Source organism: Alkalithermobacter thermoalcaliphilus JW-YL-7 = DSM 7308, from assembly GCA_001584565.1.
GTDB lineage: Bacteria > Bacillota > Clostridia > Peptostreptococcales > Peptostreptococcaceae > Alkalithermobacter > Alkalithermobacter thermoalcaliphilus.
Genome location: LSFY01000003.1, coordinates 13,074 through 38,386, shown reverse-complemented (window position 1 = coordinate 38,386; position 25,313 = coordinate 13,074). Strand labels below are relative to the sequence as shown.

At 29.9% G+C, this 25,313-nt stretch carries 26 protein-coding genes; 2 read left to right on the top strand and 24 right to left on the bottom strand.

Annotation, left to right across the window (positions count from 1 at the left end; translation table 11 throughout):
• Positions 1-75: 75 nt before the first annotated feature.
• The 22 genes from JWYL7_RS09945 to arcA form a co-directional block, all read right to left on the bottom strand.
• Positions 76-234, bottom strand: coding sequence for a XapX domain-containing protein (locus JWYL7_RS09945; protein WP_066072603.1), 159 nt, complete (start codon positions 232-234; stop codon positions 76-78).
• Positions 235-248: 14 nt separating this feature from the next.
• Positions 249-407, bottom strand: a complete 159-nt coding sequence (locus tag JWYL7_RS09940; protein WP_066072600.1) for a XapX domain-containing protein — start codon at positions 405-407, stop codon at positions 249-251.
• Between the two features lie 11 nt (positions 408-418).
• Entirely contained in the window at positions 419-841 is a 423-nt protein-coding gene (locus JWYL7_RS09935; RefSeq protein WP_066072597.1) for a YwiB family protein, read from the bottom strand.
• Between the two features lie 80 nt (positions 842-921).
• Positions 922-1,728 (bottom strand): glutamate racemase, encoded by an 807-nt coding sequence (murI, locus tag JWYL7_RS09930; protein WP_066072594.1) that lies wholly within the window; start codon positions 1,726-1,728, stop codon positions 922-924.
• A 120-nt stretch (positions 1,729-1,848) separates the two neighbouring features.
• Complete coding sequence (locus tag JWYL7_RS09925; protein WP_066072591.1) at positions 1,849-2,667, bottom strand: RNA-guided endonuclease InsQ/TnpB family protein; 819 nt, start codon at positions 2,665-2,667, stop codon at positions 1,849-1,851.
• Positions 2,668-2,836: 169 nt separating this feature from the next.
• On the bottom strand, positions 2,837-3,925 hold the full coding sequence (locus tag JWYL7_RS09920) for a D-alanine--D-alanine ligase (RefSeq protein ID WP_066072588.1): 1,089 nt from the start codon (positions 3,923-3,925) through the stop codon (positions 2,837-2,839).
• 104 nt (positions 3,926-4,029) lie between these two features.
• Positions 4,030-5,352: a germination protein YpeB gene (gene ypeB, locus JWYL7_RS09915; protein WP_066072584.1), complete on the bottom strand. Its 1,323-nt coding sequence runs from the start codon at positions 5,350-5,352 to the stop codon at positions 4,030-4,032.
• Positions 5,353-5,364: 12 nt separating this feature from the next.
• Complete coding sequence (gene sleB / locus JWYL7_RS09910; protein ID WP_066072581.1) at positions 5,365-6,051, bottom strand: spore cortex-lytic enzyme; 687 nt, start codon at positions 6,049-6,051, stop codon at positions 5,365-5,367.
• Positions 6,052-6,062: 11 nt separating this feature from the next.
• Positions 6,063-6,707 (bottom strand): stage II sporulation protein R, encoded by a 645-nt coding sequence (gene spoIIR, locus JWYL7_RS09905; protein WP_066072578.1) that lies wholly within the window; start codon positions 6,705-6,707, stop codon positions 6,063-6,065.
• Positions 6,708-6,754: 47 nt separating this feature from the next.
• Positions 6,755-7,903, bottom strand: coding sequence for a Ger(x)C family spore germination protein (locus JWYL7_RS09900; RefSeq protein ID WP_066072575.1), 1,149 nt, complete (start codon positions 7,901-7,903; stop codon positions 6,755-6,757).
• Complete coding sequence (locus JWYL7_RS09895; protein ID WP_066072571.1) at positions 7,900-9,000, bottom strand: GerAB/ArcD/ProY family transporter; 1,101 nt, start codon at positions 8,998-9,000, stop codon at positions 7,900-7,902. The genes JWYL7_RS09900 and JWYL7_RS09895 overlap by 4 nt, the downstream gene beginning before the upstream one ends.
• On the bottom strand, positions 8,997-10,526 hold the full coding sequence (locus tag JWYL7_RS09890; RefSeq protein ID WP_072280263.1) for a spore germination protein: 1,530 nt from the start codon (positions 10,524-10,526) through the stop codon (positions 8,997-8,999). Before JWYL7_RS09890 ends, JWYL7_RS09895 begins: the two co-directional genes overlap by 4 nt.
• A 5-nt stretch (positions 10,527-10,531) precedes the next feature.
• The gene (locus JWYL7_RS10955; RefSeq protein WP_416386125.1) at positions 10,532-10,702 is read right to left on the bottom strand and encodes a CLC_0170 family protein; all 171 of its coding nucleotides are present in this window, start codon (positions 10,700-10,702) and stop codon (positions 10,532-10,534) included.
• An 83-nt stretch (positions 10,703-10,785) separates the two neighbouring features.
• On the bottom strand, positions 10,786-11,484 hold the full coding sequence (locus JWYL7_RS09885; protein ID WP_066072568.1) for a GntR family transcriptional regulator: 699 nt from the start codon (positions 11,482-11,484) through the stop codon (positions 10,786-10,788).
• Positions 11,459-12,337: a 4-(cytidine 5'-diphospho)-2-C-methyl-D-erythritol kinase gene (gene ispE / locus JWYL7_RS09880; RefSeq protein ID WP_066072565.1), complete on the bottom strand. Its 879-nt coding sequence runs from the start codon at positions 12,335-12,337 to the stop codon at positions 11,459-11,461. The genes JWYL7_RS09885 and ispE overlap by 26 nt, the downstream gene beginning before the upstream one ends.
• 75 nt (positions 12,338-12,412) lie before the next feature.
• Positions 12,413-13,960, bottom strand: coding sequence for a DUF3794 and LysM peptidoglycan-binding domain-containing protein (locus JWYL7_RS09875; protein ID WP_066072563.1), 1,548 nt, complete (start codon positions 13,958-13,960; stop codon positions 12,413-12,415).
• A gap of 92 nt (positions 13,961-14,052) precedes the next feature.
• The gene (locus tag JWYL7_RS09870) at positions 14,053-14,361 is read right to left on the bottom strand and encodes a Veg family protein (RefSeq protein ID WP_331722147.1); all 309 of its coding nucleotides are present in this window, start codon (positions 14,359-14,361) and stop codon (positions 14,053-14,055) included.
• A 47-nt stretch (positions 14,362-14,408) separates the two neighbouring features.
• Complete coding sequence (locus JWYL7_RS09865; protein WP_066072557.1) at positions 14,409-15,713, bottom strand: N-acetylmuramoyl-L-alanine amidase; 1,305 nt, start codon at positions 15,711-15,713, stop codon at positions 14,409-14,411.
• A 1-nt stretch (position 15,714) separates the two neighbouring features.
• Positions 15,715-16,554 (bottom strand): sporulation peptidase YabG, encoded by an 840-nt coding sequence (gene yabG, locus JWYL7_RS09860; RefSeq protein WP_066072554.1) that lies wholly within the window; start codon positions 16,552-16,554, stop codon positions 15,715-15,717.
• A 94-nt stretch (positions 16,555-16,648) separates the two neighbouring features.
• Positions 16,649-17,584, bottom strand: coding sequence for a carbamate kinase (gene arcC, locus JWYL7_RS09855; protein WP_066072656.1), 936 nt, complete (start codon positions 17,582-17,584; stop codon positions 16,649-16,651).
• Positions 17,585-17,603: 19 nt separating this feature from the next.
• A complete protein-coding gene (argF, locus tag JWYL7_RS09850) occupies positions 17,604-18,602 on the bottom strand; it encodes an ornithine carbamoyltransferase (RefSeq protein ID WP_066072551.1) in 999 nt (332 codons plus the stop codon).
• 11 nt (positions 18,603-18,613) lie between these two features.
• A complete protein-coding gene (gene arcA, locus JWYL7_RS09845) occupies positions 18,614-19,846 on the bottom strand; it encodes an arginine deiminase (RefSeq protein ID WP_066072548.1) in 1,233 nt (410 codons plus the stop codon).
• Positions 19,847-19,989: 143 nt separating this feature from the next.
• Here arcA and pepV point away from each other — a divergent pair, with 143 nt between their 5' ends.
• Positions 19,990-21,327 (top strand): dipeptidase PepV, encoded by a 1,338-nt coding sequence (gene pepV, locus JWYL7_RS09840; RefSeq protein ID WP_066072545.1) that lies wholly within the window; start codon positions 19,990-19,992, stop codon positions 21,325-21,327.
• Positions 21,328-21,338: 11 nt separating this feature from the next.
• Positions 21,339-22,757, top strand: a complete 1,419-nt coding sequence (locus JWYL7_RS09835; RefSeq protein WP_066072542.1) for a YfcC family protein — start codon at positions 21,339-21,341, stop codon at positions 22,755-22,757.
• A 19-nt stretch (positions 22,758-22,776) separates the two neighbouring features.
• Here JWYL7_RS09835 and JWYL7_RS09830 read toward each other — a convergent pair whose 3' ends face one another.
• Both JWYL7_RS09830 and JWYL7_RS09825 read right to left on the bottom strand, forming a co-directional pair.
• Positions 22,777-23,694, bottom strand: a complete 918-nt coding sequence (locus JWYL7_RS09830) for an EamA family transporter (RefSeq protein WP_066072540.1) — start codon at positions 23,692-23,694, stop codon at positions 22,777-22,779.
• Between the two features lie 94 nt (positions 23,695-23,788).
• Positions 23,789-25,294, bottom strand: a complete 1,506-nt coding sequence (locus JWYL7_RS09825) for a solute carrier family 23 protein (protein WP_066072537.1) — start codon at positions 25,292-25,294, stop codon at positions 23,789-23,791.
• Between the last annotated feature and the right edge of the window lie 19 nt (positions 25,295-25,313).

Sequence of the window (25,313 nt, the reverse complement as noted above, 5' to 3'; positions counted from 1 at the left end):
TAAAGTATATAATTTCCTATGTGTTATAACAAAGTCTTTCTTTGAAAGATTTAAAAAGGTAGTGAAATTCACTACCTAAAAAAATTGAGCTATTTTACTTCCAACTAAAACTCCTAATACTCCTACAACTCCAGGAAAAACAGGAGGTGCTGGAAGTGGTAATTTTAATTTTTGAAATATAGCGCCTAGTATAGCACCTGCTATAGTAGCTTTTATTGCTAATAAAATATCCATAATATCACCTTCTTTTATTTGCTTAATCTATCGACAATTGCTGCTCCAGCCCACACTCCAAATATACCCATAAAAGCTTCTATTGTTGGAGGTGCTGGAATTGGAAATTTAAGCATTGTAAATATTATTCCAACTATAATTCCTGTTATCATAGACATAATAACTGTTTTCATACTTTCACTTCCTAACTTACACTTATAGTCATTATATTTTTCCCCTCAAATAATCCAGATATGTTTATATCATAAATTATATCAATATTTATATTATCAAGATTTTCATCTTTTTTAACATCAACTACTTGAGTTAATGTTTCCATTTTTAAGCTTCCGTAAGAAGTTTTGTAGCTTGTTTTAAACCTTTTTCCTTTCTCGAAGATCATCTGAGAATTATTATTCCCAAATCTTTTCATTACAACAGAGTTATCTCCTATTTTAAGAGTAGTAGTAGTTCCCTCCATACCTGAAAGTTTTGTTTCTTCATACATTATATAAATAAAATTGTTTTTAAAATATACTTTTCCATTTGTTATAAGCTCTATTTCTTCTTTTTCTCCTTTTGAATCTATCTGAGTAGTCTTTATTTTTATAATTCTTTCATCTTTCATAAATTCACCCCATCTAATCAACGGTTAAAAAAATTAGATCACCAATTGGCAATCTAATTTTACGCTTGATTATTCTATCACTAATACCTGTGGATTTCAACAAGATTTATATTGTCTATAGTTTTTTTCAAGAAATTTTCGCCTATTTGTTTGAACTTATCTGGTCCATCCGAAACATAATACTCATATTTAGGAGTTTTATTTTCTTCTCTTAACAAGCCTTCCTTCATTAAAACATTTTTTAAATCCTTAGCTGTCTCTCTAGCAGGATTAACAAGTGTTACGCTATTACCCATAACTTTAGCTACTGTATTAGTTAAAAGAGGATAGTGAGTACAGCCTAAAACTAAAGCATCTATATTTTCATTTTTTAAATCCTGTAAATACCTAGTTGCAGCCATATATGCTATATCTGTATCTGCCCAGCCTTCTTCTACTATCGGTACAAATAAAGGGCATGACTTTCCTATTATACTTATTTTAGGATCTATTTTCTCTATTTCAACTTCATATGCTCTTGAGTTTATAGTACCTTCTGTTCCTATTACACCTATTTTTTTATTCTTCGTAATAGAAGCTGCAGTTTTAGCTCCAGCTTCTACAACTCCTATTATAGGGATGTCATATTTTTCCTTTGCCTTATCTAAGCTTCTTGCCGTAGCAGTATTACATGCTATAACTATAGCCTTTATATTTTTAGTAAGTAAAAAATTTATACACTGAAAAGTATATTTAGTTACAGTTTCTTTTGATCTAGGACCATAAGGAACTCTAGCTGTATCTCCAAAATAAACTATATCTTCATTAGGAAGAACATCCATAATTTCTTTTAATACAGTAAGTCCTCCTATACCTGAGTCAAATACTCCTATTGGATTATTCTTCACACTCTACACCGTTACAGAAAACTTATAAAACTCTATAAGGTTCTTATCAAACCTTATAAAAGTTTATGTTTCCTTCCTTGTTCATCGTGTCCAGTTTCGAAAAATCTACTCCTGTTTGGTTTAACACTCCGAAGGCTTAAATTCCCGACTGCTACAAGTTTTAGATGAAGGATAGAATGTATCTGCAAGTATAAATTTTATATCATTTAAGGCGCATTTATATCCCATTTGTCTTTTAAATTCGTGAAATAGCTGCTCTTGTATCGATTTTGATAATCTTTTATTCTTTAACATCCCACAAGTATTTAACTTTTCCATAACTACATATTCTGGCTTGGCTTTCACCAAAGATGCAGTTATTTGATGAATATAATTATGCCTTATGTTTTTAAGCCTTCTTCTCATTTTTAAAACAAGGAATTCTAACTTTTTTATATTGTTAGTTTTTCTGTAACGGTATTCACCTCCGTTCATTTGAATTTTGTTTAATTCATATTTTTTAGATAGCTTTTTTTGTAATCTTTTTTGTCTTTTCTCAAGTTTTTTAACTTTACTTGTTTTATTTATGTTTTTGTACTTTTGTCCTGTACTTATTGTATCTTGATAAAAGCTTGGCTTACTTTTCTTTTTTGACTTAAACTTAGGAAAGTTTGCTCTACCTTCAAAGAAGTTTTTATATGCAATACAGGCATCTTTTATAGCTTGTTTTGTTATATTATTTGAGTAATTGTTAAGCCATGAGTATTCTTTTTGTTTTTTTAACTCTGTTAATCTTTTTCTAATCTCACCATCGTTTAAAAACTTACCACCCTTTTTATAATTTTCTTGCTGTGTTGCTAACGCAAAGTTATATGTCCATCTTGCCACACCTGCACACTCGAATAGCTTTGTTCGTTGTTTATTGTTAGGTAAAAGCTTAACTTTGTAAGTCTTAATCATCTTCTAATAGCACCTTAATCATTTTCTTAGCTTTGTTTGCTCTGTTTTTCCTATCAACTTAGCAAATTCACCTATACTATAATATTTCATTTCCATCACCTCATAATAATCATAACATGATATTATAAAAATTATAAGGTTTTTATATGAATTTATAAATATTTTTTAACTATTTACACACCTCTTTACTGTTTTTTTGGTTAAATCTTTCGATTGCAAGATCTATAAGTTTATCTATTAAATCTTTATATTTTATACCCGAAGCTTCCCAAAGTTTTGGATACATACTTATTTTTGTAAAACCTGGCATTGTATTTATTTCGTTTATATATATTTCATTAGTATCCTTGTCTATGAAAAAATCTACCCTTGCAAGCCCACATCCATCTATCATTTTAAAAGCTTTTATAGCCATATCTCTTACTTTTTCCATTAAATTTTCATCTATTGAAGCTGGTATTAAAAGTTTTGAAGACTCACTTATATATTTTGCTTCATAATCATAAAATTCTTTTGCTGGTATTATTTCTCCCGCAACAGATGCATAAACTTCATCATTTCCAAGAACAGATACTTCTATTTCTCTTGCATTTATTCCTTGTTCTATTATAACCCTTCTATCATATTTTAAGGCCTCACTTATCGCTTTTTCAAGCTCGTCTTTAGTTTTAACTTTTGATATTCCAACGCTTGATCCTAAATTAGCAGGTTTTACGAACATTGGGTATTTTATTGACTTTTCAATATCTGATATAACTTTTTCTTTATCTTTTTTAAATTCAAATTCAGTTGTATATGCAAATTCAACTTGAGGTAAATTTCCTTCTTTAAATATCTTTTTGCACATAATTTTATCCATTCCAATGCTTGAAGATAAAACCGAGCACCCTACATAAGGGATATTACTTATCTCAAATAACCCTTGTATAGTTCCATCTTCTCCATAAGGTCCATGAATAACAGGGAAAAAAACATCTATTTCATAAAACTTATCTTCAACTTCAATTCCAATTTTTTTATCCTTAGTTGGTATTAAGTTTATTTTAGCATTTTTATTGCTTAGATTAACCCAATTTCCATTTTTTATATTTTCACTATCTCCTTCATAATACATCCAATCTCCCTGTTTTGTAATTCCTATAGTATATATATTATATTTTTGTTTATCTATATTGTTGTATATCGAACAAGCTGAACTTAGTGAAACTTCATGCTCTCCAGACTTTCCACCAAAAATTAATGCTACATTTTTTTTCATACAAAACACCTTCTCTCAAAATATATTAATTTATATTATATGAAAAATTCACTCTACTGATTATATTTTATTTTACAAAAAAAATAAAGAAGCTTTAAGCTTCTTTATATCGTTAATGTTCCATTTTGATTTCTTATAAGCTGAAGTATTTTTTGTTGTTTTCCTGTTAATGCATCTACATATATTAAAAAGTCTCTTCCTTCATAACTAACTTGGTATTCATAACAAAGCCTTTCACTTTTTCCTTCTGTAGGAATTATAGCAAGTTTTGTCTTTTTAACCTCAGCTCCCTCAACAATACTTTGCTGTCCCTCTTTAGGTGTAATCTTAGGCTTTGGAATATCTCTTTTGTGGTGACTTGTTAGATATCCTTGAGATTCAAAACCTATAATGTCTCCATTGTCAAGAGCTACTTTAACTTTTATTAAATCTGTATATACAGTGACATTTCCTTGTTTGTAAGCAAAATTTACAGTCATCTCACCACCTACTGATTCAAAGTATGTGGCTACCATATTCTCAAATCCTTTTTTATCTAAAAATTCCCTAGCTATTTTAAGTGCATCTTGTCTTGATATTTTAGGTTTTCCTATATCTCTTGAATCTACCATTAATATAGGTTTTCCAGCTTTTTCACTCATAGTTATGCTTACAGATCCTTTTGTAAATACATAGCCAGGTATAGAAACATTTTTTATTTTTCCTTCGTACACTAGATCCTTTATATTTTTATCCTTTAAAAACTCAAGGGCTAGCTTTTTCGCCTTGTCTTTATCAACAGTTGGCCCTTCAAGTTTAGGCTTTATCTTGTCTATATGTTCTGAGAAAGGTCCATCATATATAAGCTCTGGATATTCTTGCATTCTTTCTTCTATTCTTGCTGCTGTTGTAGCTATCATATCTTTGTTTACTTTCTTGATTGTTTTCTTTGCCTTTCTTATATCAAAAGCTTGTACTTTACCTGATGATATATTCTTTGATAGTTTTCTAAGTTCATCACCTAACTCTTTAGCATGAGTTTGAAGTTTATATAACATTTTTCTTTCTTCATCTGATAGCATTTTATCTTCTAAAGCATTTTTAGCAAGTGCAGTTGCATAATCTCCTACCTGGCTTAAGAATTTCTCTGTTTTTGTAATTGATGCATGATCAAATGGCAGCTGTGACATTTTTTCCTGTGCCCAGTAACATTGACTAGTTGTACTAGTTAAAAGCATTATATTTTGCCTTGGAGATGTACTTACATTTATCTTTGCAAGATCTGTTTCAATATTTTGTATGTGCCCTACTAAATCAAAAAACATTCTTTGATACTGATTATCTAAATGAGTTTTGTAATCAACTTTTTCTGAGTATTGAGCTATTCCCCATAAAAGTGATACTATAAAAACTCCAAGTATTATATTAAACCTTGTTTTTAAACTCAAGTTATCACCCCTTTAATAAGGTCCTTTTGCAAACCAGTGTTTACCTATTTTTAGTGTAGGTTTTAATCTCCATATCCATTCACTTGTAGACCTTGCTGGGTTCCAAAAGTAAAGAGCTCCTCCTGTTGGATCCCATCCATTCAAAGCATCTCTTGCTGCTCTAATACAAGATTCTACAGGTTCCATATTTATCTGACCATCAGCAACAGATGTAAATGCTCCTGGCTGATATATAACCGATGCTATCGAGTTTGGAAATCTAGGATCTCTGACCCTATTTAATATAACTGCTCCTACTGCAACTTGTCCTGTATACGGCTCTCCTCTTGCTTCTCCTGTTATAGCTCTTGCAAGAAGGTAAACATCATCTGATCTACTACCTCCTCTACTAGCAGGTGTAGCTACTGGCATTCCCAAAGCTTCTCTAGTCTGAGGCCCTACTATTCCATCCACTTTTAATCCATTTTTTTGCTGAAAGCTTCTAACTGCCAAGAAAGTTCTATATCCATAAATTCCATCAACAGCTCCATCATAATAGCCCCATCTTTTTAGTTTATCTTGAACAATTCTTACTTCTTCTCCTCTAGATCCCCAAAATATATTTGATTGCGCATAAGATATATAGTCATTTATAAATACAGTAACTAAAGAAAAGCATACTATAAAAATCGTACAGACTATTAAAAGAGCTTTTCGCATATTTAACCTCCTTATCGTCCCATCGTTATTTGAAAACTTGTATTTTTCAATTTCTCTATGACCTCTACTATTTTAAATTTAAGTTTTACTTCATTTGTATCTACTACAATCATGCTGTATTCTTCATCTGTAAGTACACTCTTTAAATTCTGCTCTGTTTTTTGATCTGTTATTCCACTGTTTATGTCTATAAAACAAAGTGGAGGAAACATAACGCACCACCAATTCTTTCCAATTCCATCTCCTATTATAACTTTTAAAGTTTGATAATTTCCTGCTGGTAAAACTATATTAGAATATTTTCTAGTTGGAAAGTTGCTATATCCTAATTCAACTGCTACATCATAATCTAAATCATTTCCTAAAACCTCTTGTTTTGCTATACTTTTTATATTTTCAATATTTTCTTTTATTATCTGTTTAGTTTCTTCTATACTCTTAGAATTTTCTAGCATTGGAGATAAATACTCTATTACTTTATCTCTTACCTTTAATTTAAGATCTTGATCTTCTTTTGAATCGCTGTTTGCAATTACATGAAATCTTATTAGTTTAGCTTTATAGTTTTCTTTATTTTGATATATATCTTTTAAGTATATTCCTAAAGATACAAATAAAAAAATAGGTATAATGATAATAATAAAACTTTTTTTCATAATTTATTCCCCCTTAAGTTTTGTACTATTATCATTATTTCCTATTTTTATTTAACTATACCTACTCTTCTAATTTTGCTATCAATTTCTAGGTTTACTTTCATCGCACTAAAATAATCGTTAAAATTATCTTCTATTTGCTTGTAAAATTTAGGATTATATTTTTTTAGATATATCCTAACCCCTAATACATCAGTTTCGAATTCTTTTTGCAGTTTTGTTATTACACCCATAAATCTTTCTTCTATTTTTCTTTCAATCATTTTTTCCATTTCTTGTATTGCTTTATCATCAAGTGTCAATCCTATTATTCCTATTTTGTGCTGAACTATATCTCCTTCGGTCTCTATTTTTATGTTTAAAACTAAATTATTATCCTCTACATCTACTTTAAAACTATTTTTTGTATTATAAACTTCATAGCTTGTTAAAATGCCTTCATATATTATATCTATTTCTCCTACTTCTTGTGTTTTCTTTGTTAAAGCATTAAATCTTACGGCCTCTTTGTAGGAAAGCTCCCCTATTAGTTCATTATCTCTAAGTACATATGCTCCCATTATTTCTATTCCTCTTTTGTCTTCAGAAACCCTTATATACGGCCAAATAGATGAACCACTTTCGTGTATTTGATACATTATTTTATTTAAGTTTCCATCTATTGCTCTTCCTTCTTTTATTTCAAGATCTAATATGCTTTTTAGATAAATCCCAACTAGAGGATTTTCTTTAGGCTCTAATTTTAAGATATCTGTTGCATATTTTTCAGCTCCAACAAATATCATTTTTCTAGAAAATCTACTATCCCTTTCAATTCCATCTAGTACTTCTATTAAAGTATGAGAATCTTGTAGTAGCGACTTTCCAAATACTATAACCTTTGTATGATCTAGTGTTATATTAAACGGTGCCTTAGCTGTTATTTTTTCTATTGTAAAACTTAAATTTGATCCTATTTCTTCGTAATAAAAAGAAGATTCTGTTCCAAGCTCGCTTTTTCCTGATATTAATCCTACATTTGGAACTTTAAGCGAAACCTTTATTCTATCTTTCTCACTTTGCTTTTCTTCTTCTGTTACTTTATCTACACCTATTACAAGTACAAACCCTCTTTCATCGATTTCTACTTTATCCCAGCAACCCGATAGCATAAAAGTATTCACCATTATCAATATAAATATTAAAATTTTATTCATATTTTACCCACCCTCTTTTTTATCAAAAGAGATAAATAAAGTATAATAGGAGTTATTATTATAATCGTAGTTTCTAGTACTATAACTGCTATGTGCGAAAACATATCATAAAGTTGTGCAAGGTTACTAGGGTATAAAGCAAGAAAATAAATTATTGGAGCTAATGGCATTACTAAATAACTGTGTTCTTTTGAGTTTAATAAATCAGTCATCATTATAGTAGCGCTATACATAGTAAGAACTATACTCATAAATATAAGAATAACCCACGATGCCATAACTACAGCATCTAAGTTTTGTAAAAACGCTCCTGGAATATCTATAAGTTTTACTAAAGTAAGGGTTGGCCATAGCATATGAGTTACTTCTACTTGCCCAAACAATGCTACTGATGAAATAAATATAAAAATATAAAACAATCCAACAGGAATTATAGTCTTATATTGTATTTCAAACCCCCTTGAAGGCCTTGATAAAAATACTCCTATCAAAAGCATTATCTCAAATCCTGCAAACGAAAAAACTACATTTCGAACTGATGTTGCAAGACTTAAAGGACTTGATTGAAAAAAGGGAAGTAAATTTGAAAAATCTGCATTTCTAAGTTCTGGAAGTATTACTAAAACTATTGGAATTATTGTTAGAGGAATAAATATTTGAGATAGTCTAGCTACTGGCTCTATACCTGCTCTTATAGCATATAAGCTTACAATTAACATAGTTATTATTATAACTTCTGTTGGTGTATTTCTTAGCATATACATCTTTGTAACTTCTGCTAATATTCTAAATATAACTGACCCAAAGATTATATACGTAATTATATACATGAAAGAAAGTACGTAAGCTACAGGTTTTGTCAAAAGTATTGAAGCTATTTGAATAAAGCTTTTGTTTGGGAAATAGCTTATAACTTTATAAACGCAATATCCTAAAGAAAGCATTATAGCTGTAGATATAATAAGTACTAATAGCCCATCTCCTCCAACTTCATCTACTAAAACTCTAGGTAAAGTTAGGGTTCCCGATCCTATTATACATACCATAAGAAATGTTATTGCTTGAGATGTTGTTATTTTCTCTTTTGAAGATATCATCTATCTACATCATCCTCTCCGTACTGTTCTTTTCTTTTATCTTGTGATCTAACTAAGTTTTTATTTGTAAAAGACCTTGGTCTAAATTTCATAGTAGATAGCGGGCTTCTAAATACTGCATCCTTTAAGTCTAAGGTATGCTCTCCCATTGCACTGAAAGGCTCAAAATATGGAATTCCAAAGCTTTTTAAACTTGCAAGGTGAATTGCAACAACCAAAAATCCAATTATTATTCCATAAAGACCCAAAATAGATGCTAAAATCATAAACATAAATCTTAATATCCTAAATCCTATAGCCATGTTATAACTAGGCGTTGCAAAAGATGATATAGCAGTTATTGCTACAATTATAACCATAAGGGGACTTACTATTCCTGCTTCAACTGCTGCTTGACCTATAACAAGCCCTCCTACAATACCTATTGTAGATCCTATAGGACCTGGTAGCCTTATTCCTGCTTCTCTTAAAAGTTCAAGAGTTCCTTCCATTAAAAGAGCTTCTGTAAATGCAGGAAATGGAACTCCCATTCTAGTTCCTGCCACATATAAAGTAAGAGCTGTTGGTAACATTCCTGGATGATATGAAGTTACAGCTATATATAAAGCTGGAAGAAAAAGAGATGCACTAGTTGCTATAACTCTAAGAGTTCTTATTATTGTAGATATTATCCATCTTTCATAATAGTCTTCTGGAGAATGTAAAAAAACATTTAAAGTTGCTGGAGCGATAAGTGCAAATGGCGTATTGTCTACCATTATACAAACTCTTCCCTCATATAATGCTGCTGCTACAACGTCTGGTCTTTCTGTGTTTTGAATTTGAGGAAATAAACTTAACCAGTTATCTTCTATTAACTGTTCTACATCTCCACTTTCCTTTATAGAGTCTATATCTATAGTATTTAGCCTATCTTCTACTCTTTTTAGAACTTTTTCATTTACTATATCTTCTATATACATTATTACTGTATCTGTTTTTGATCTTTTTCCTAGTGATAATGTTTTAACTTTAAGCTTTGTATCTCTTATTCTTCTTCTTACTAAAGATGTATTCATCTTTAAAGTCTCTGTAAAGCCATCTCTTGGTCCTCTTATAACTGTTTCTGTTTGAGGCTCTGATACAGATCTTGTAGGCCATCCTCTAGATGATAAAACTATTATTTCTTTTACATTGTCTATAAAAAGAACTGTCTCTCCTGATAATATATTGTCTATAGCTTCATTTATATCTTCTATTTCTTTTATTTCTGTTATTGCTAATGTTTTATTTTTTACAAACTCTTTTATATCTTCTTTTATCTTATCAGGCTGAGCTATTCTTGAACTTACTATTAAATTTTCAAGTGCACTATTTCCTACAAGAACCTTATCTGCAAGTCCGTCTATGTATACAAGAGCCATTTTTACTTCATTTTCCGATCCAACTTCAAACTCTCTTATAACTAAATCATCACAGTCTTTAAACTCAGTTTGAATGATTTCAAGCTTTGAGCTTAACTGATGTGATTGTTTTAATATTTTCAATCAAATCACCTCCTTAATCCTGAATAAACTAAATATCCAAACGATCCTATGATATACACTAACCCTAAAAATTTTGCTATTTTATATTCTTTAATAAGCCCTTTAATTTTTAAAGTTTTTGCGTCGGCAAAATATAAAAATACCCCTGAAAACAAAATAAGAAAAAAACTATACATATGTATCATCTCCATAAAACTGTTATGTATTTTTAATTTTCCCAAAACATTTTTTTTAATACAAAAAAATAAGATCTAAAAATTTAGACCTTATTTTTCTTTCTAAATCTTTCTATTATGAAGTTTTGAGCATTTTCTATATGGTGCATAGCATATTTCATTGCACTTTCTGAATCTCTATTTATTATAGCTTCTACTATATGTTTGTGTTCTTTTAGTAAATCTTTTGATGTATCAAAATCTGATATATAAGTAATTCTAAATCTATGAACTTGCTCTCTTAATGAATTATTCATTTGTATAAGTTTTTGATTGTTTGTAGATTGAAATATTAAATCGTGAAATTCTACGTCTTTTTCAATTATTTGTTGTAAATTTTGCTTTTCTAAGCTATCTTTAAATTGATAAGATATTATCTCTAATTTTTCAATATCTTCATCACTCATTCTATCTGCAGCAAGTGAAGCTGCTAACCCTTCAAGTGCTGATCTTATTTCTAAAACTTCTATAATATCTTTTAAAGATACATCGGCAACATATGCTCCTTTTCTTGGTATCATTACTACAAGTCCTTCAAGTTCTAACTTTCTTATAGTTTCTCTTACAGGAGTTCTACTTACCCCTAGCTGTTCTGCAAGTTGCACTTCCATAAGTCTTTGTCCAGGTTTTAATTTTCCTGTTAATATAGCCTCTCTTATATGTTCAAACACTATTTCTCTTAAAGGTTTATAATTTTCAAGTTTTAATTTTTCTAACTTATCGTCCAATTTCAATCCCTCCATTATAGGTAGCTACAACATATGTTTCTTTGTAGTTATTCTTTAGTATATCTTTTGCATAGTTTGCCTTTTCTTTATCTTTATATATACCAAATACAGTAGGTCCACTTCCTGTCATCATACTTCCTAATGCTCCATTTTTTAACATTTCATCTTTTATTTTTCTTATGACAGGATATTTTTTTTCTGTAACACTTTCTAAAACATTTTTCATATTGCTAGATAAACCTAATATATCCTTTTCCTTTATATAATTTAGTATCTTTTGTGTATTAGGTCTTTCATTTACAATTGACATATCTAGTTGTTTGTATACATCTTTAGTGGATACAGATATATCTGGCTTACATATCAATATGAAAATACCTTCAACAGTATCTATAGGAGTTAATTTTTCACCTATTCCTTCAGCTAGTGCAGCTCCTCCTTTTATACAAAATGGCACATCAGCTCCAAGCTTTAGCCCTAAGTCTAAAAGGTCTTGTTCATTCATATTTAAATTCCAAAGTGTATTTAATCCAACTAATACAGCAGCTGCATTTGAGCTACCTCCTGCCATGCCTGCAGCTATTGGTATATTTTTTTCAAGGTTTATCTTTATACCTTTTTCTATATTAAATTTTTTCTTTATCATATCAGCTGCCTTGTGCATTATGTTGTTTTCATCAAGAGGAACACATTTATTTTTACTATGTATTATTATTTTGTCTTCACATATTTCCTCTATGTAAATAGAGTCATATAAATCTATGGTCTGCATTATCATTTCAACAAAGTGATAGCCATCTTCTCTTTTTCCTACTACATCTATTGATAGATTTATCTTTGCTCTAGATTTTAACTTTACACCCACCATAATACCTCCTTATAATCTATTACACTATATTATACTACAAATTGAAAATTTAAAGAAAAAAAATAGGGCAAAGCCCTATATTTCACAAACTACTTTTTTCTCTATAATTAAACACTGCCCTTCTTTTAATACTGAATTAACTTCTAAATCATTTGCACTAGCTATTTCTTCTAAAGTTGCATTATATCTTTTTGCAACATCCCATAAAGTTTCTCCTTCTTTACTTACGTATATAGTAATACTTGCTCTTTTTACATTATCTAATGTTTCCTGAAGCTCACCACTTACTAAGAATCTATACTTTTTATTTTCTTGGACTTCATAACTGCAAATTCCTTTTATTTGAAGCTCTATTTCTCCTTTTAAAAGATTATAATTTATATCTTTTATATAAACTTTATTGTATGGAACCATTGTTTCTTGACAATTTTCTATATCTATTGAATATTTAAAAGGAATTTCTTCTTTTATGCTATAAATAGGTCTTAATGCTTCTTCTGGAACATAATCTATGTTTACTGATATAATTCCTTCTATTATGTTTTTGCCTTCTAAAATTATGTTTTCTGTCACTAGTAAGTCTGATGTTACATTTAGTATTTCTTTTATTTGTATATCATCTCTATCATTTTGTATTGTTTCTTTTATTAAAAATTCTTCTTTACCTGATGATACAACTTTGCTTAAAGTTACATCTTTTCCTTCTAGTTTTAATTTTCTATATGGACAATAAGCATCTTTTAATATTTCTTTTGTTACATTTTCTGATACTTTACATTTTGATCTTATTGTAGATTCAATTTCTAGCAATGATATTTTTCCATCTTCTTCTTTTAGGTTAAATTTAACTTCAGAAATATTTAATACTATATCGTCTCTCATTCCCTCACAAGCACCTGGAACTTCAACAAATTGTGTAAAGTCTATGCTCTTGTTTGAGTATTTTACTATTTTACCTTCTTTTGATAAAAATACTGGATAAAGTTCTAAAGCTCCCCCTAGTATTAACTTGTTGTCTGATATTCTTGTTTCTTTTAATATAACTTTTGGACTTAACGATATAACTTCAGATACATCTAAATTTTCTTCTAAGTGTATAGTTTCTCTTACTGTACTTTCTCCTGTTTCTATTCCTATTATATTTTCATACTCTATCTCTTCTTTATATGTTTGAATATCCTCAAGTTCACTTATTTGTCTTATTATATCTATTTTTTCTCTTTCAAATAAATGTCCTTTTACGTTTACAACTGCCCCTAATTTAAGTTTTCTCTCATTAGTTATATTGCAGTCTATATGCTCTATTTCCGTATCTAAAAGTGTTCTCATTCCTGATTTTACAAACTCTTTTTCAATCGCCTGATTAAAATCTGTTTTTCCAACTAAACTAACAACTTTTTTATCTTGTGTAAGGTAAATTATGTTGTAGTTTAAGTCTCCTCTTAGAACTATTTTTCCATCCATCACATCTTCTTTTTTTAGTGATATGTATCCTTCTGCTTTTACGATCTCAAATACATCTTCTTTTATATCAGGAACTAGTACATCCCATTCTAAGAATGTTTTATGTCTTCCTAAATCTACCTTGCTGTCTACTTTTATTGTATCTTTTATAAGCTCCATTATTATCCCCCCTAAATTATATATATTCACTCATACTATAATGTATTTTCAAATATAAAAAAAAATTCCACCAAATTAATTTGGTAGAATTTTTAAGATACATTTGTTTTTGTAGAACTTTTATAAACTTGTAATTTTACTGTTGATGTTAGTATATCTGAATAACTATATGAAACTCTTGTATGATTGTTATTTGAACCGTCAATTCTAACTACAAATACATTTGGGTAAGCATTTTCTATTACTCCATGCTTAACTACAATCTTTTTTCTTCCCTTATTAGCTTTTAAAACTATTCTTTCTCCTAGGTGCTTTTCTATACTTTTTCTTATTTTGTCTAAAGTCTGTTTTGTAGCCAAAAGATCACCTTCTTTTTTTGTGGTATGTTTACATAATACCACAAATTCTTCTATTTGTAAATACTTAAATTGTTTATTTTATATACTTTTTACGTATATGTCAACATTTTATTTGAATAATATTTCAGTATTCCTTCGCATGCCAATGTTGCCATGGTCTGTATAAAATTATCATCTTTTAGTTTTTCTTTTTCATCTTCATTAGATAAATATCCTATTTCAATATATATTCCACTAGCTATACTTTCTCTTAGTATATAAAAATTTCCTTGCTTTACCCCCCTATTTTTCACCTTTATACCTTCGCTTATACTCTCAAGTATAACTTTTGCTAGATTATATGCATCTGTATCTCCCCAGTAATAAAAAGCTTCTATTCCACTTATTGTTTCAAATTTAGATTTGTTTACATGAACACTTATTAAAAAATCATATTTTTCCTTTTTTGATTTTTCTATCCTATCATCTAATGATACATATTCATCACTATATCTACTTAAATTGACCTTCATTCCGTATTTTTGTAATTCTTCTTTTAATTTTATAGAAAAATTTAGAACAATATCTTTTTCACATATATTATCTTCTGTAAAATTTCCTTTATCCCGTCCACCGTGTCCTGGATCTATAAAAATCTTTTTTCCTATTAAAGGAAATTTAGAATTAAATTCTTCAACTGTACATATATTTATATTAGTGTAGTAGTAATTTAAAATTTGTTCAAATGTCCAGTTATTCTTTGCTTTTTCGTTTGCTCCGTACTGACAAAGCCCAAGTCCACTTCCTATTCCCTTTGAGTAAAATCTTATTTTAAGAGGTATAAATCTAAATCTTGTAGATTCTAAGTTTAAACTTTTTATAAAGTCTAAAGGCTTTACTTCTTTATTAAAAACCTTTAAGTTTTTAACTCTGTCTTCACCATCTCTTTGAATAACTTTTAATATTTTATCTATATCACAAATATTTATATTTTCTAAATCTAACTTTATGTTAAATATATTTGCTAAATCTTGTATATCTATATCTATTTGTTGATCAAACTCTTTTGTTTTTTGACATTCATTGCAAATTACTTTTCTTAGATAATCAACTTGATAATTTATAATATTTTCACTATTTTCTGTACTTCCACCACAACAAGAATGATAATATGCCATTATTGGATTATTGTTTATCATTATTACTAAATTTCTTGTTTGATCTACAGCTTCATAAGCTCTTTTATCTATGTTTTCTTTATCTATATCAAGTGATATACTCTCTTTATTTTTTATTTTTCTAAATAACAAAGTTCTCTCTATTATTGCTTGGCACTTAAGGGCTTGTTCGTGGTAGTCTAGAGGAATGTTTTTGCTGACATTATATGCAATTAAATCTCTGTAGATACTATCCATACTATTCGTATAATGATTTTGGCATTCCCATTCTGTATTTTCCTCTAGTTTCTAATCCACCTACCCCCTTAGTTCCTGTTATTGTGCTTTCAAGGATTTCTTTTAGCATTATTACTGTATTTATTCTCGCATAAGCTATTTTTTCAACCACTAAAACAGGATCTAGACAATGTATAAGAATTCTATGTGGCGAACTTGCAAAGTTTGCTCCACTTTTTAATAAGGCTTCAAAATGTGATTGACAAGCTCCTGCAAATATTACTAAATCATCTATATTTGGTTCATATTTTCTAGCTTCTTTTACAGCCTTTATAAAGTTTAGTGAGTTTCTGTAATTAGATATATCTTTAAAATCCCCTGAAAAATTTAAAATTGCATCGTGTCCTGTAACTACTAATATATCAGGTGAATGCTCCTTTAATAAGGATCTTACTACCTTATGCTGATCACTTTCTGCAACTACCATTCCTACAGCTTCTATTTGAAGTTTTTGATAAGCTTCTAGGCATATTTTTAGATATTCAGCATCTCCATCTAGGTGTAATACCCGCCCGGGATTACCAAATCCTTCATCACTTCTTTTGTATTTTCTTTGTCTGTCTGCTCTTTCTTTTAATATTCTTTCAAATAAATTTTCTATTCTTTTGCTAAAAACATAGTTTGTAGCCTCATCTTCTCTTATTTGTTCTAGATCATCTATTGGAGAATCTGCTAATAGTCTAAAATTGATTCCTTTAAGGACTGCATTCTTTTTCCCATTTTCATCTTCAAGTATATCAACTATTCTAAAAAGCACATCTTTACCGTGTGATTTTCTTACGACTAAGTCTCCCTTTTTCATATTAATCCCCCCCTTTATGTGGATTAATATATGTTATGTTACAAAATAAAATAAGGTGTTGCTTTTTTTAGCAACACCTTTTATTCAGATAAAGTTAATCTATTATCAATGTTCCAGTAAGCCCTTTAATACCTTCTTTAGCTTTTTCTAAAGACGTTATAAGTGCTTTTCTTCCTTTCTTTGATCTAGCAAACTCAACAGCAGCTTCAACTTTTGGAAGCATTGATCCTGGAGCGAAATGTCCTTGTTTTATATATTCACTAGCTTCTTTAGTAGTGATTTTATCTAACCATTTTTCATTTTCTTTTCCAAAGTTTATAGCTACTTTCTCAACAGCTGTTAATATTATTAAATAGTCTGCATCTAATATTTCTGCTATTTTTTCACTTGCAAAATCCTTATCTATTACAGCATCTACTCCAATTAAGCTATTTCCTTCTTTTATAACTGGGATTCCTCCACCACCTACTGTTATTACAACATGACCACTATCAACTAAAGTTTTTACTACTTCTTTTTCTGCTACATCTATAGGTTTTGGTGAAGGTACTACTCTTCTATATCCTCTTCCTGCATCTTCTTTCATTATGTATCCTTTTTGCTCTGTTAACGTTTTAGCCTCTCCTTCAGTATAAAACGATCCTATAGGCTTTGTAGGGTTTTCAAATGCCCTATCAGACTTATCTACTATAACCTGTGTTATTACTGTTGCAACAGGTTTATTTATATTTCTATTTAGTAATTCTTCTCTTATTGCATTTTGGAGATGATATCCTATATATCCCTGACTCATAGCTCCACACTCTGGAAATGGCATTTCAGGAGTTTTAGCTTCTGATTTTGAAGCTGTTTCCATAGCTAAGTTTATCATTCCAACTTGTGGTCCATTTCCATGAGCTATAATTACATCGTTTCCTTCTTCTATTAAATCTACTATTGGTTTTGCTGTATTTTTTACTAACTGTAACTGTTCTTTTGGTGTATTTCCAAGTGCATTTCCCCCTAAAGCTACTACAATTTTGCTTTTCATATTCCTACCTACCCCCATTTTATATATTTCCAATAGTTGCAACCATAACTGCCTTTATTGTATGCATTCTGTTTTCTGCTTCATCAAATACAACAGAATGTTTAGATCTAAACACTTCATCTGTAACTTCCATTTCTTTCAATCCAAATTTTTCATATATTTCTTTTCCTATTTTAGTTTCAGTGTCGTGGAATGAAGGTAAGCAGTGCATAAATATTACATTTTCATTTTCAGTTTTCTTTATCATATCCATATTAACTTGATATGGCTTTAATAATTTAATTCTTTCTTCAAATTGATCTTCTTCTCCCATTGATACCCAAACATCTGTATATATTACATCTGCTCCTTTAACAATATTTATATCTTCTGTTAAAGTTATACTTGCACCAGTTTCTTTAGCAACTTCTCTCATTTCAGATACTAACTTTTCTGATGGCCATAGTGATTTTGGAGCAAGTGCAACAAAATCCATTCCCATCTTAGCTGCACCTATCATTAAAGAGTTACCCATATTGTTTCTTGCATCTCCAACGTATACAAATTTAACTTTATTTAAAGGCTTATTAACATGTTCCATGATAGTTAAAAAGTCCGCAAGTATTTGAGTTGGATGATACATATCTGTAAGTCCATTCCATACTGGAACCCCTGCATGTTTAGCTAATTCTTCTACAGTTTCTTGTTTAAATCCTCTAAACTCAATTCCATCGTAATATCTTCCTAAAACTTTTGCAGTATCTTCTATGGATTCCTTTTTTCCCATTTGACTATCACTTGAGCCTAAAAACGTTACATGTGCTCCTTCATCTAATGCTGCAACTTCAAAAGCGCACCTTGTTCTAGTTGATGTTTTCTCAAATAGTAAAACTATATTTTTTCCTTCTAATAAGTTTCCTTTTATACCTGCTCTTTTTTTATTTTTAAGATCTCTTGCTAGATCTAATAAATATTTTATTTCTTGTGGCGTAAAATCTTTAAGTGTTAAAAGACTTCTTCCTCTTAAATTTACTGGCATTTAAATCCCCCCTATTTTAATTTTTCTCTTATAATTGGCATTGACATACATCTTGGTCCCCCACGACCACGAGATAATTCTGAAGATGGCATGATATGTAATTTTATTCCATGTTCTTCAAGCAATCTATTTGTTACATGATTTCTTGAATAAACTATAACTTCTCCAGGAGCTATTGCTAATGTATTTGATCCATCATTCCACTGCTCTCTCCCCGAGTGAATTTTATCTCCATTTCCACATCGTATTAATACTACATCATCTAGGTTTAAATATTTTTTGAGTATATCTTCTAGCTTCATAGTTTCTTTGTTAATTGTTATCTCTTCATCAGACTTTTTGTTTATTGAATATATAGTAAGTGGTTTTTCTATCTCTGGATGTATTGTGAATTTATTGTAATCTACCATTGTAAATACAGTATCTAAATGCATAAATGCTCTTTTTTTCGGTATGTCAAAAGCAAGTATTGTTTCAAAACTTTCATCACTTGAGAATATATTCTTTGCAAAGTTTTCTATAGCATCTGGGCTTGTTCTTTCTGAAATTCCTATAGCTATTATTTTTTCATTTAAAACTAGTATATCTCCACCTTCTATTGGCTCATCATTTTCTCTTTTATACCAAAATGGGATATTCTCATTTTTAAATTCTGGATGATACTTAAATATGTACTTTGAAAATAATGTTTCTCTATTCCTTGTAATCGTTTTCATCTTGTTTAAACATATGCCTCTTCCTATACTTGCAAAAGGATCCCTTGTAAAGTATAGGTTTGGCATAGGATCTACTATAAACGGATATTCTGTATCTATAATATCTATTAGTGATTTTTTCTGTTTTTGTTTTATTTCTTCTTTTCTTATACCTTCTATCATTTTTGCTATCATTTCTTTTGTATCATTAAATTCAAGAAGATATTCTTTTATAGCTTCTCTTTTTTGTTTGCTGTTTATATTAGCTTCATCTATAAATTCATCTATAAACATATTTTTAATTTCATTTTCTTTTATTGCCTGCGATACTAGATCATCTAAATATAAAACCTCAACTTTATTTTTTCTTAGTATATTTGCAAACTCATCGTGTTCATTTCTTGCTACTTCTAGATAAGGAATATCATCAAATAATAATCTTGACATTATTTGAGGTGTTATATTTTCTATTTCTCTGCCTGGCCTATGAAGTAAAACTTTCTTTAATTTTCCTATTTCTGAATAAACACTTATCTTCTCCCTTTCCATCTCACTCCCCCTTTTGTCCATTCTCAATACAATACTATGCTTTTTTCTAAGAAATAATGACAAGCATTAAGTATATTTTTACTTGAAAATATTATTGTAATCGTATATTATAAACTCAAATTATTTATTCTAGGGGGTATATTATGGATTTTAAAAAGAGAATTGATGAGTTAAGAGATGAGATGGTATCTTCAATTCAGGAGTTAGTAAAAATACCTAGTGTATTATCTGAAGGAGATGATAAGTATCCATTTGGAGAAAATATAGATAAAGCTCTAAGGTATACTTTATCACTTTGTGAGTCTTTGGGATTTAAAGTTTTCTATGGAGATGGATATTATGGATACGCAGAAATTGGACAAGGTGATGAAATGATAGGTATATTAGGTCATCTTGATGTAGTTCCTGAAGGTGAAATTGACAGCTGGAAATTTCCTCCGTTTGCTGCAGTTGTAAATGACGGAAAAATATATGGTAGAGGTACACAAGATGATAAAGGACCTACTATTGCTGCTATATATGCTGTTAAAGCTTTGATGGATATAGGTTTTAAATTTAATAAAAGAGTTAGATTTATATTTGGAACTGATGAAGAAAATCTTTGGAGAGATATGAAAAAGTATATTGAAAATGAGGAAATACCATCTTATGGTTTTACTCCTGATTCTACATTCCCTATGATTAATGCTGAAAAGGGACTTTTGCAAGTTATATTAAGATCTAAAAATATATCGAATGTTTCTTTTAGTGGTGGAACTGCATTTAATTCTGTTCCTGATAAAGCTGTATATTCTGGTGAAAAAATGATTGATTTAGCTAAAGAGCTTGATAGATTAGGGTTTGAGTATGAAATGAATAAAGACAGTATACTAGTTACAGGTAAGTCTTCTCATGCTGCTAAACCTGAATATGGTATTAATGCTATATGTAGGCTTTTTATAGCTTTAAAAAATATAGGTATAAGGTCTAATTGTATAGATTTTGTTGCCGATATTATAAAACAAACTTATAACGGAGAAAACATATTGCCAAACTGTGAAGATAATGCTTCTGGAAAACTAACTGTAAATGTTGGAAAAGTAACTTTAAATAAAGATATAGAAGAAATTGGCTTAGATATTAGGATTCCTGTAACTTTTGATAAAAAGGTAATAGAAGATGCTATAAAAGAAAAGGCTAAGTCTTATAATCTTGAATACATAGAACATGATTTTCTAAAGGCTATATACCTTCCTGAAGATCACGTTTTAATAAAAACTTTAAAAGATGTGTTTGAAAAAGAAACAGGTCTTGATCCAACTCCTTTATCTTCAGGTGGAGCAACTTATGCAAGAGCTATAGATAACTGTGTTGCATTTGGAGCAGTTTTTCCTGGAAAACCTAAGGTTGAACATCAAGCTAACGAGTATGTTGTTATAGATGATTTAGTTAAGGCTGCAAAGATATATGCAAGTGCAATATATGAATTAACAAAAGAATAGGAGGTATATTTATGAAAAAATTTAAAATGCCAAGTGCTTATACTATTTTATTTTCTATAATAATAGTTGTAGCACTACTTACTTGGATAGTTCCTGCTGGTCAATATGACTATGTAGACCCTACTGCTTCGAAAAAGGAACCTATCCCTGGAACATATCATTTAGTAGAGGCATCACCTCAAGGAATTTCTGATATTCTTATGGCTCCTGTTAATGGTTTTTATGATGCTAAAGATGTAGCATTATTTGTTATCATTATAGGTGGTTTCCTAGGTGTTGTTATGAAAACTGGTGCCATAGATGCAGGAATTGCAGCTATTACTGCAAAGTTAAAGGGTAGAGAAAAATGGATGATACCAGTTCTTATGATATTCTTTGGTATTGGTGGAAGTACCTTTGGTATGGCTGAAGAAACTATAGCTTTTTACCCTTTACTTTTACCTGTATTCATTGCTGCTGGGTATGATTCTTTAACAGCAGTAGGTACAATTCTTTTAGGTGCTGGAGCTGGTGTTTTAGGCTCTACAGTAAATCCTTTTGCTACTGGTATAGCTTCTGGATTTGCAGGAATATCTTTAGGACAAGGTATTGGAATTAGACTTTTAGTTTTAGTTCTTGCTGAAACTGCAGCTATTATATACGTTATGAGATATGCAGAGAAAGTAAAAAAAGATCCTTCAAAATCTTTAGTTTACGATATGATGGAAGATAATAAAAGACATTTTGTAAATCAAAATACTAGATCAGAGTTTCCTGAACTTAACTCTAAAAGAAAGCTTATACTTGCTTTATTTGCACTTACATTTGCAGTTATGATATTTGGTGTTATTCCATTTGAAGATTTAGGTATAACTTTTGTTCCTACTTTATGGTGGTGGTTTGGAGAACTTACTACACTATTTTTAGTTGCAGCTATTGTAATAGGTCTTGTTTATGGAATGAATGAAGATGAGCTTATATCTTCATTTGTAGGTGGTGCTAGAGATTTACTTGGAGTTGCCCTTATAATAGGATTATCTCGTGGTATTACTATAATAATGAATGCTGGTAAAATAACTGATACTATACTTAGTATAGGTGAGCAAGCTCTTACAGGCGTTGGTTCATTTGCATTTATAATTCTAACTTATTTATTCTATATACCACTTGCATTTTTAATTCCATCTACATCAGGACTTGCAACTTTATCAATGCCTATAATGGCTCCTCTTGGAGACTTTGCTGGAGTTAGTAGAGATTTAGTTATAACTGCTTATCAGTCTGCATCTGGTACAGTAAACTTACTTACTCCAACAAGTGCTGTAGTTATGGGTGCACTTGCTATAGCTAGAGTTCCTTACGATAAGTGGTTAAAATTTGTATTTAAATTCTTACTTGTAGTTATAGCAATAGTTATAACTGCTTTAAGTTTAGGTATATTACTTGGATAAAAAGCTGACATAAATTATGTCAGCTTTCTTTTTGTACAACTATTTTTACATTTTGTTTTCTAGGTTTTTGAACTAAATATACACCAAATAGTATAACTATTGTAGATAAAACAACACTAAATGATAACGGCTCGCCTAAAACAATAGCTCCCAAAAATACTGCAACAATAGGATTTACATAAGCATAAGTTCCCGCTTTAGACGCTGGCCACTTTTCAAGAACATATATATAAGATCCATAACCTGCCATAGAACCTATAAATATTAAATAAAGCATTGCCCAGATAGCACTTTTATTAAAGCTAACTTTAGATAATTCTCCTAAAAGTATTCCTACTATACAAAGACCTATACCTCCTGATAACATTTGTATTCCTATATGAGTTACTATAGATCCAGAAGGTTTAAATGTTTTAGAATAAACCGATCCTATACCCCAAGATAAAGAAGCTATTAAAAGTAATATTCCACCTTTTATATCTATAGATCCTGCCCCTTTTCCTGATAAAACTAAGAATATAACTCCAGCAAATCCGACTATAAGTCCTATCCATGTTAGATAGTCGATATCTCTTCTTTTATTAAATAAAAAGTCTACTATGGCAATAAATAATGGTACAGTTGCAACTAATATAGATACAGCTCCTGAATGAACCCACTGACTTGCAAAAACAACAAGCCCATTTCCTCCTAATAAAAGAAAAAGTCCTACTATACATATCTTTTTTATATCTGATAATGTATTTGGAAATTCAAGTTTTCTTATCTTTGCAAAAACTATTACTATAAATCCTGCTATTAAAAATCTTATTCCCGCAAAAAGCTGAGGTGGGAAACTCTGAACCCCTATTCTTATAGCAAGATATGTTGAACCCCAAATAATACAAACTAATATATAAGCTATTACTACTTTTAGTTCTTTTTTTTCTAGTTTCATGAAACACCTCCCTTAGCTATTATACTACACAGATACTCCTTGAACAAAATCTTTCTTTTAAAGATTGAAAAAAGGTGAGCTTATAAACTCACCTTTATATATTTTCTATAAATTTTTTCTTAGTAGGTACCTTGTTCTTTTCCTTTATCGAAAAAATCATAAACATAAACCCTATAATAGCATACCCTAGGACATATTGATAATCACTTACTATAGATAACTTAGGAGCGTGCATAAACCCAACTAATGATAATAAACTTCCTACTATTGATACATAAGCTGCTTTATCAAATTCATAATCAATTATATAAACTAATATAGCACCCCATATAAGACCTGTAAACATTGCCCCTTGTCCTAAAGGAACAATTGCTGTAGATAAATTATTTACAATCTCTCCTGCTGAACCATTGAATCTAGTCATAATATAATTTGCAAAGTAAGGGAACATAGCTATAACTACTGCTGGGTAATGCTTTTTATCAACTGATGAAAATGCTTGAGATACCATTGAAATTCCAACAAATACTAATATAGGTGCTATAACAGGAACCGGAATAATTTTTGACATTGCTGCTATGATACCAAATGTTGATGCAATCAAGAATACTATTCCATTTATTATACAATATCCTCTTCCTGCATTCATCCACTTAGACCCTATAGAAGCTATATAAACAGTTGTAGGGAATACTCCTCCGAATAAGCTTCCTATCATAGTTCCAAGTCCATCTGCAAATTGAGCTTCCTGAACATTATAGCTATCTCCTGCAGCTGACATAGCCTCAACATTATTCATAGTCTCAATAAAATTATATATTGATATCGGAATAAGTATTGCAAACAATCCTATCATAGGTCCCATTAGATATGATATTCCTGATAAAAATCCAAAAGTTGGTATTGGAATATAAAATCCAACAGTTGAAAATCCTTCTGCTATTTGGCTAGGATCGGCACTTTTTATAATATAAGCTAAAGTAGTTCCTATTATTATTGCAAATAAAGATGTAGGTATTTTAAAAGGCATTGACTTTTTTCCTATAAGTCCTATTAATATAAAAGTTAAAACAACCATACCAACTACTGGCATTTCGTATGTTTTAAAGAATAACTCTCCTCCTATAAATGCAAAAGCTACTCCTGCTAAAGCTCCTAACATAGATGCCCTTGGCAAGTGATCCCTAATCCACTTTCCAACAATACTTCCTATAGCTTCTACAACTCCTCCTAAAAAACAAGCAGCCATCCCTATTTTCCATGCAGTTTCTGGATTACCTGTTATATCTAATGCAGGTCTTAAAACTCCAAATAAATATATAAACATAACTGGTGTACTTATACCATAAGAAAGCGCAGTAACATCTGATCTATTTTCCTTTTGAGAAAGCTTCTTTGCCATATGAGCGTAATAAAGATTACCAAAAAGAACAGATATAGCTGCTCCAGGAATAACTCTTTTATAAACAATCCATTCAGGATATCCCATTCCAATCATAGCAACTGCAATTAATACAAAGTTAGCAAGATTATTTTGAAATAGTGCAAAGAAACCATCAATATCTTCTTTTTTAAATAGTGGATAATTAACTTTATTCATCTACAGTTCCTCCCTTTAT

Excerpts from the sequence above, each read along its gene's own strand:
- JWYL7_RS09940 (WP_066072600.1), bottom strand. The coding sequence starts at position 407 with ATGAAAACAGTTATTATGTCTATGATAACAGGAATTATAGTTGGAATA.
- yabG (WP_066072554.1), bottom strand. The coding sequence starts at position 16,554 with ATGAAAAAGGGAGACTTAGTCGTAAGAAAATCACACGGTAAAGATGTG.
- JWYL7_RS09925 (WP_066072591.1), bottom strand. The coding sequence starts at position 2,667 with ATGATTAAGACTTACAAAGTTAAGCTTTTACCTAACAATAAACAACGA.
- JWYL7_RS09885 (WP_066072568.1), bottom strand. The coding sequence starts at position 11,484 with ATGGAGGGATTGAAATTGGACGATAAGTTAGAAAAATTAAAACTTGAA.
- JWYL7_RS09835 (WP_066072542.1), top strand. The coding sequence starts at position 21,339 with ATGAAAAAATTTAAAATGCCAAGTGCTTATACTATTTTATTTTCTATA.
- JWYL7_RS09900 (WP_066072575.1), bottom strand. The coding sequence starts at position 7,903 with ATGAATAAAATTTTAATATTTATATTGATAATGGTGAATACTTTTATG.
- JWYL7_RS09945 (WP_066072603.1), bottom strand. The coding sequence starts at position 234 with ATGGATATTTTATTAGCAATAAAAGCTACTATAGCAGGTGCTATACTA.
- JWYL7_RS10955 (WP_416386125.1), bottom strand. The coding sequence starts at position 10,702 with ATGTATAGTTTTTTTCTTATTTTGTTTTCAGGGGTATTTTTATATTTT.
- JWYL7_RS09895 (WP_066072571.1), bottom strand. The coding sequence starts at position 9,000 with ATGATATCTTCAAAAGAGAAAATAACAACATCTCAAGCAATAACATTT.
- JWYL7_RS09935 (WP_066072597.1), bottom strand. The coding sequence starts at position 841 with ATGAAAGATGAAAGAATTATAAAAATAAAGACTACTCAGATAGATTCA.
- JWYL7_RS09830 (WP_066072540.1), bottom strand. The coding sequence starts at position 23,694 with ATGAAACTAGAAAAAAAAGAACTAAAAGTAGTAATAGCTTATATATTA.
- JWYL7_RS09920 (WP_066072588.1), bottom strand. The coding sequence starts at position 3,925 with ATGAAAAAAAATGTAGCATTAATTTTTGGTGGAAAGTCTGGAGAGCAT.
- JWYL7_RS09875 (WP_066072563.1), bottom strand. The coding sequence starts at position 13,960 with ATGGAGCTTATAAAAGATACAATAAAAGTAGACAGCAAGGTAGATTTA.
- spoIIR (WP_066072578.1), bottom strand. The coding sequence starts at position 6,707 with ATGAAAAAAAGTTTTATTATTATCATTATACCTATTTTTTTATTTGTA.
- arcC (WP_066072656.1), bottom strand. The coding sequence starts at position 17,584 with ATGAAAAGCAAAATTGTAGTAGCTTTAGGGGGAAATGCACTTGGAAAT.
- arcA (WP_066072548.1), bottom strand. The coding sequence starts at position 19,846 with ATGGAAAGGGAGAAGATAAGTGTTTATTCAGAAATAGGAAAATTAAAG.
- ispE (WP_066072565.1), bottom strand. The coding sequence starts at position 12,337 with ATGGTGGGTGTAAAGTTAAAATCTAGAGCAAAGATAAATCTATCAATA.
- pepV (WP_066072545.1), top strand. The coding sequence starts at position 19,990 with ATGGATTTTAAAAAGAGAATTGATGAGTTAAGAGATGAGATGGTATCT.
- argF (WP_066072551.1), bottom strand. The coding sequence starts at position 18,602 with ATGCCAGTAAATTTAAGAGGAAGAAGTCTTTTAACACTTAAAGATTTT.
- JWYL7_RS09825 (WP_066072537.1), bottom strand. The coding sequence starts at position 25,294 with ATGAATAAAGTTAATTATCCACTATTTAAAAAAGAAGATATTGATGGT.
- JWYL7_RS09865 (WP_066072557.1), bottom strand. The coding sequence starts at position 15,713 with ATGGATAGTATCTACAGAGATTTAATTGCATATAATGTCAGCAAAAAC.
- sleB (WP_066072581.1), bottom strand. The coding sequence starts at position 6,051 with ATGCGAAAAGCTCTTTTAATAGTCTGTACGATTTTTATAGTATGCTTT.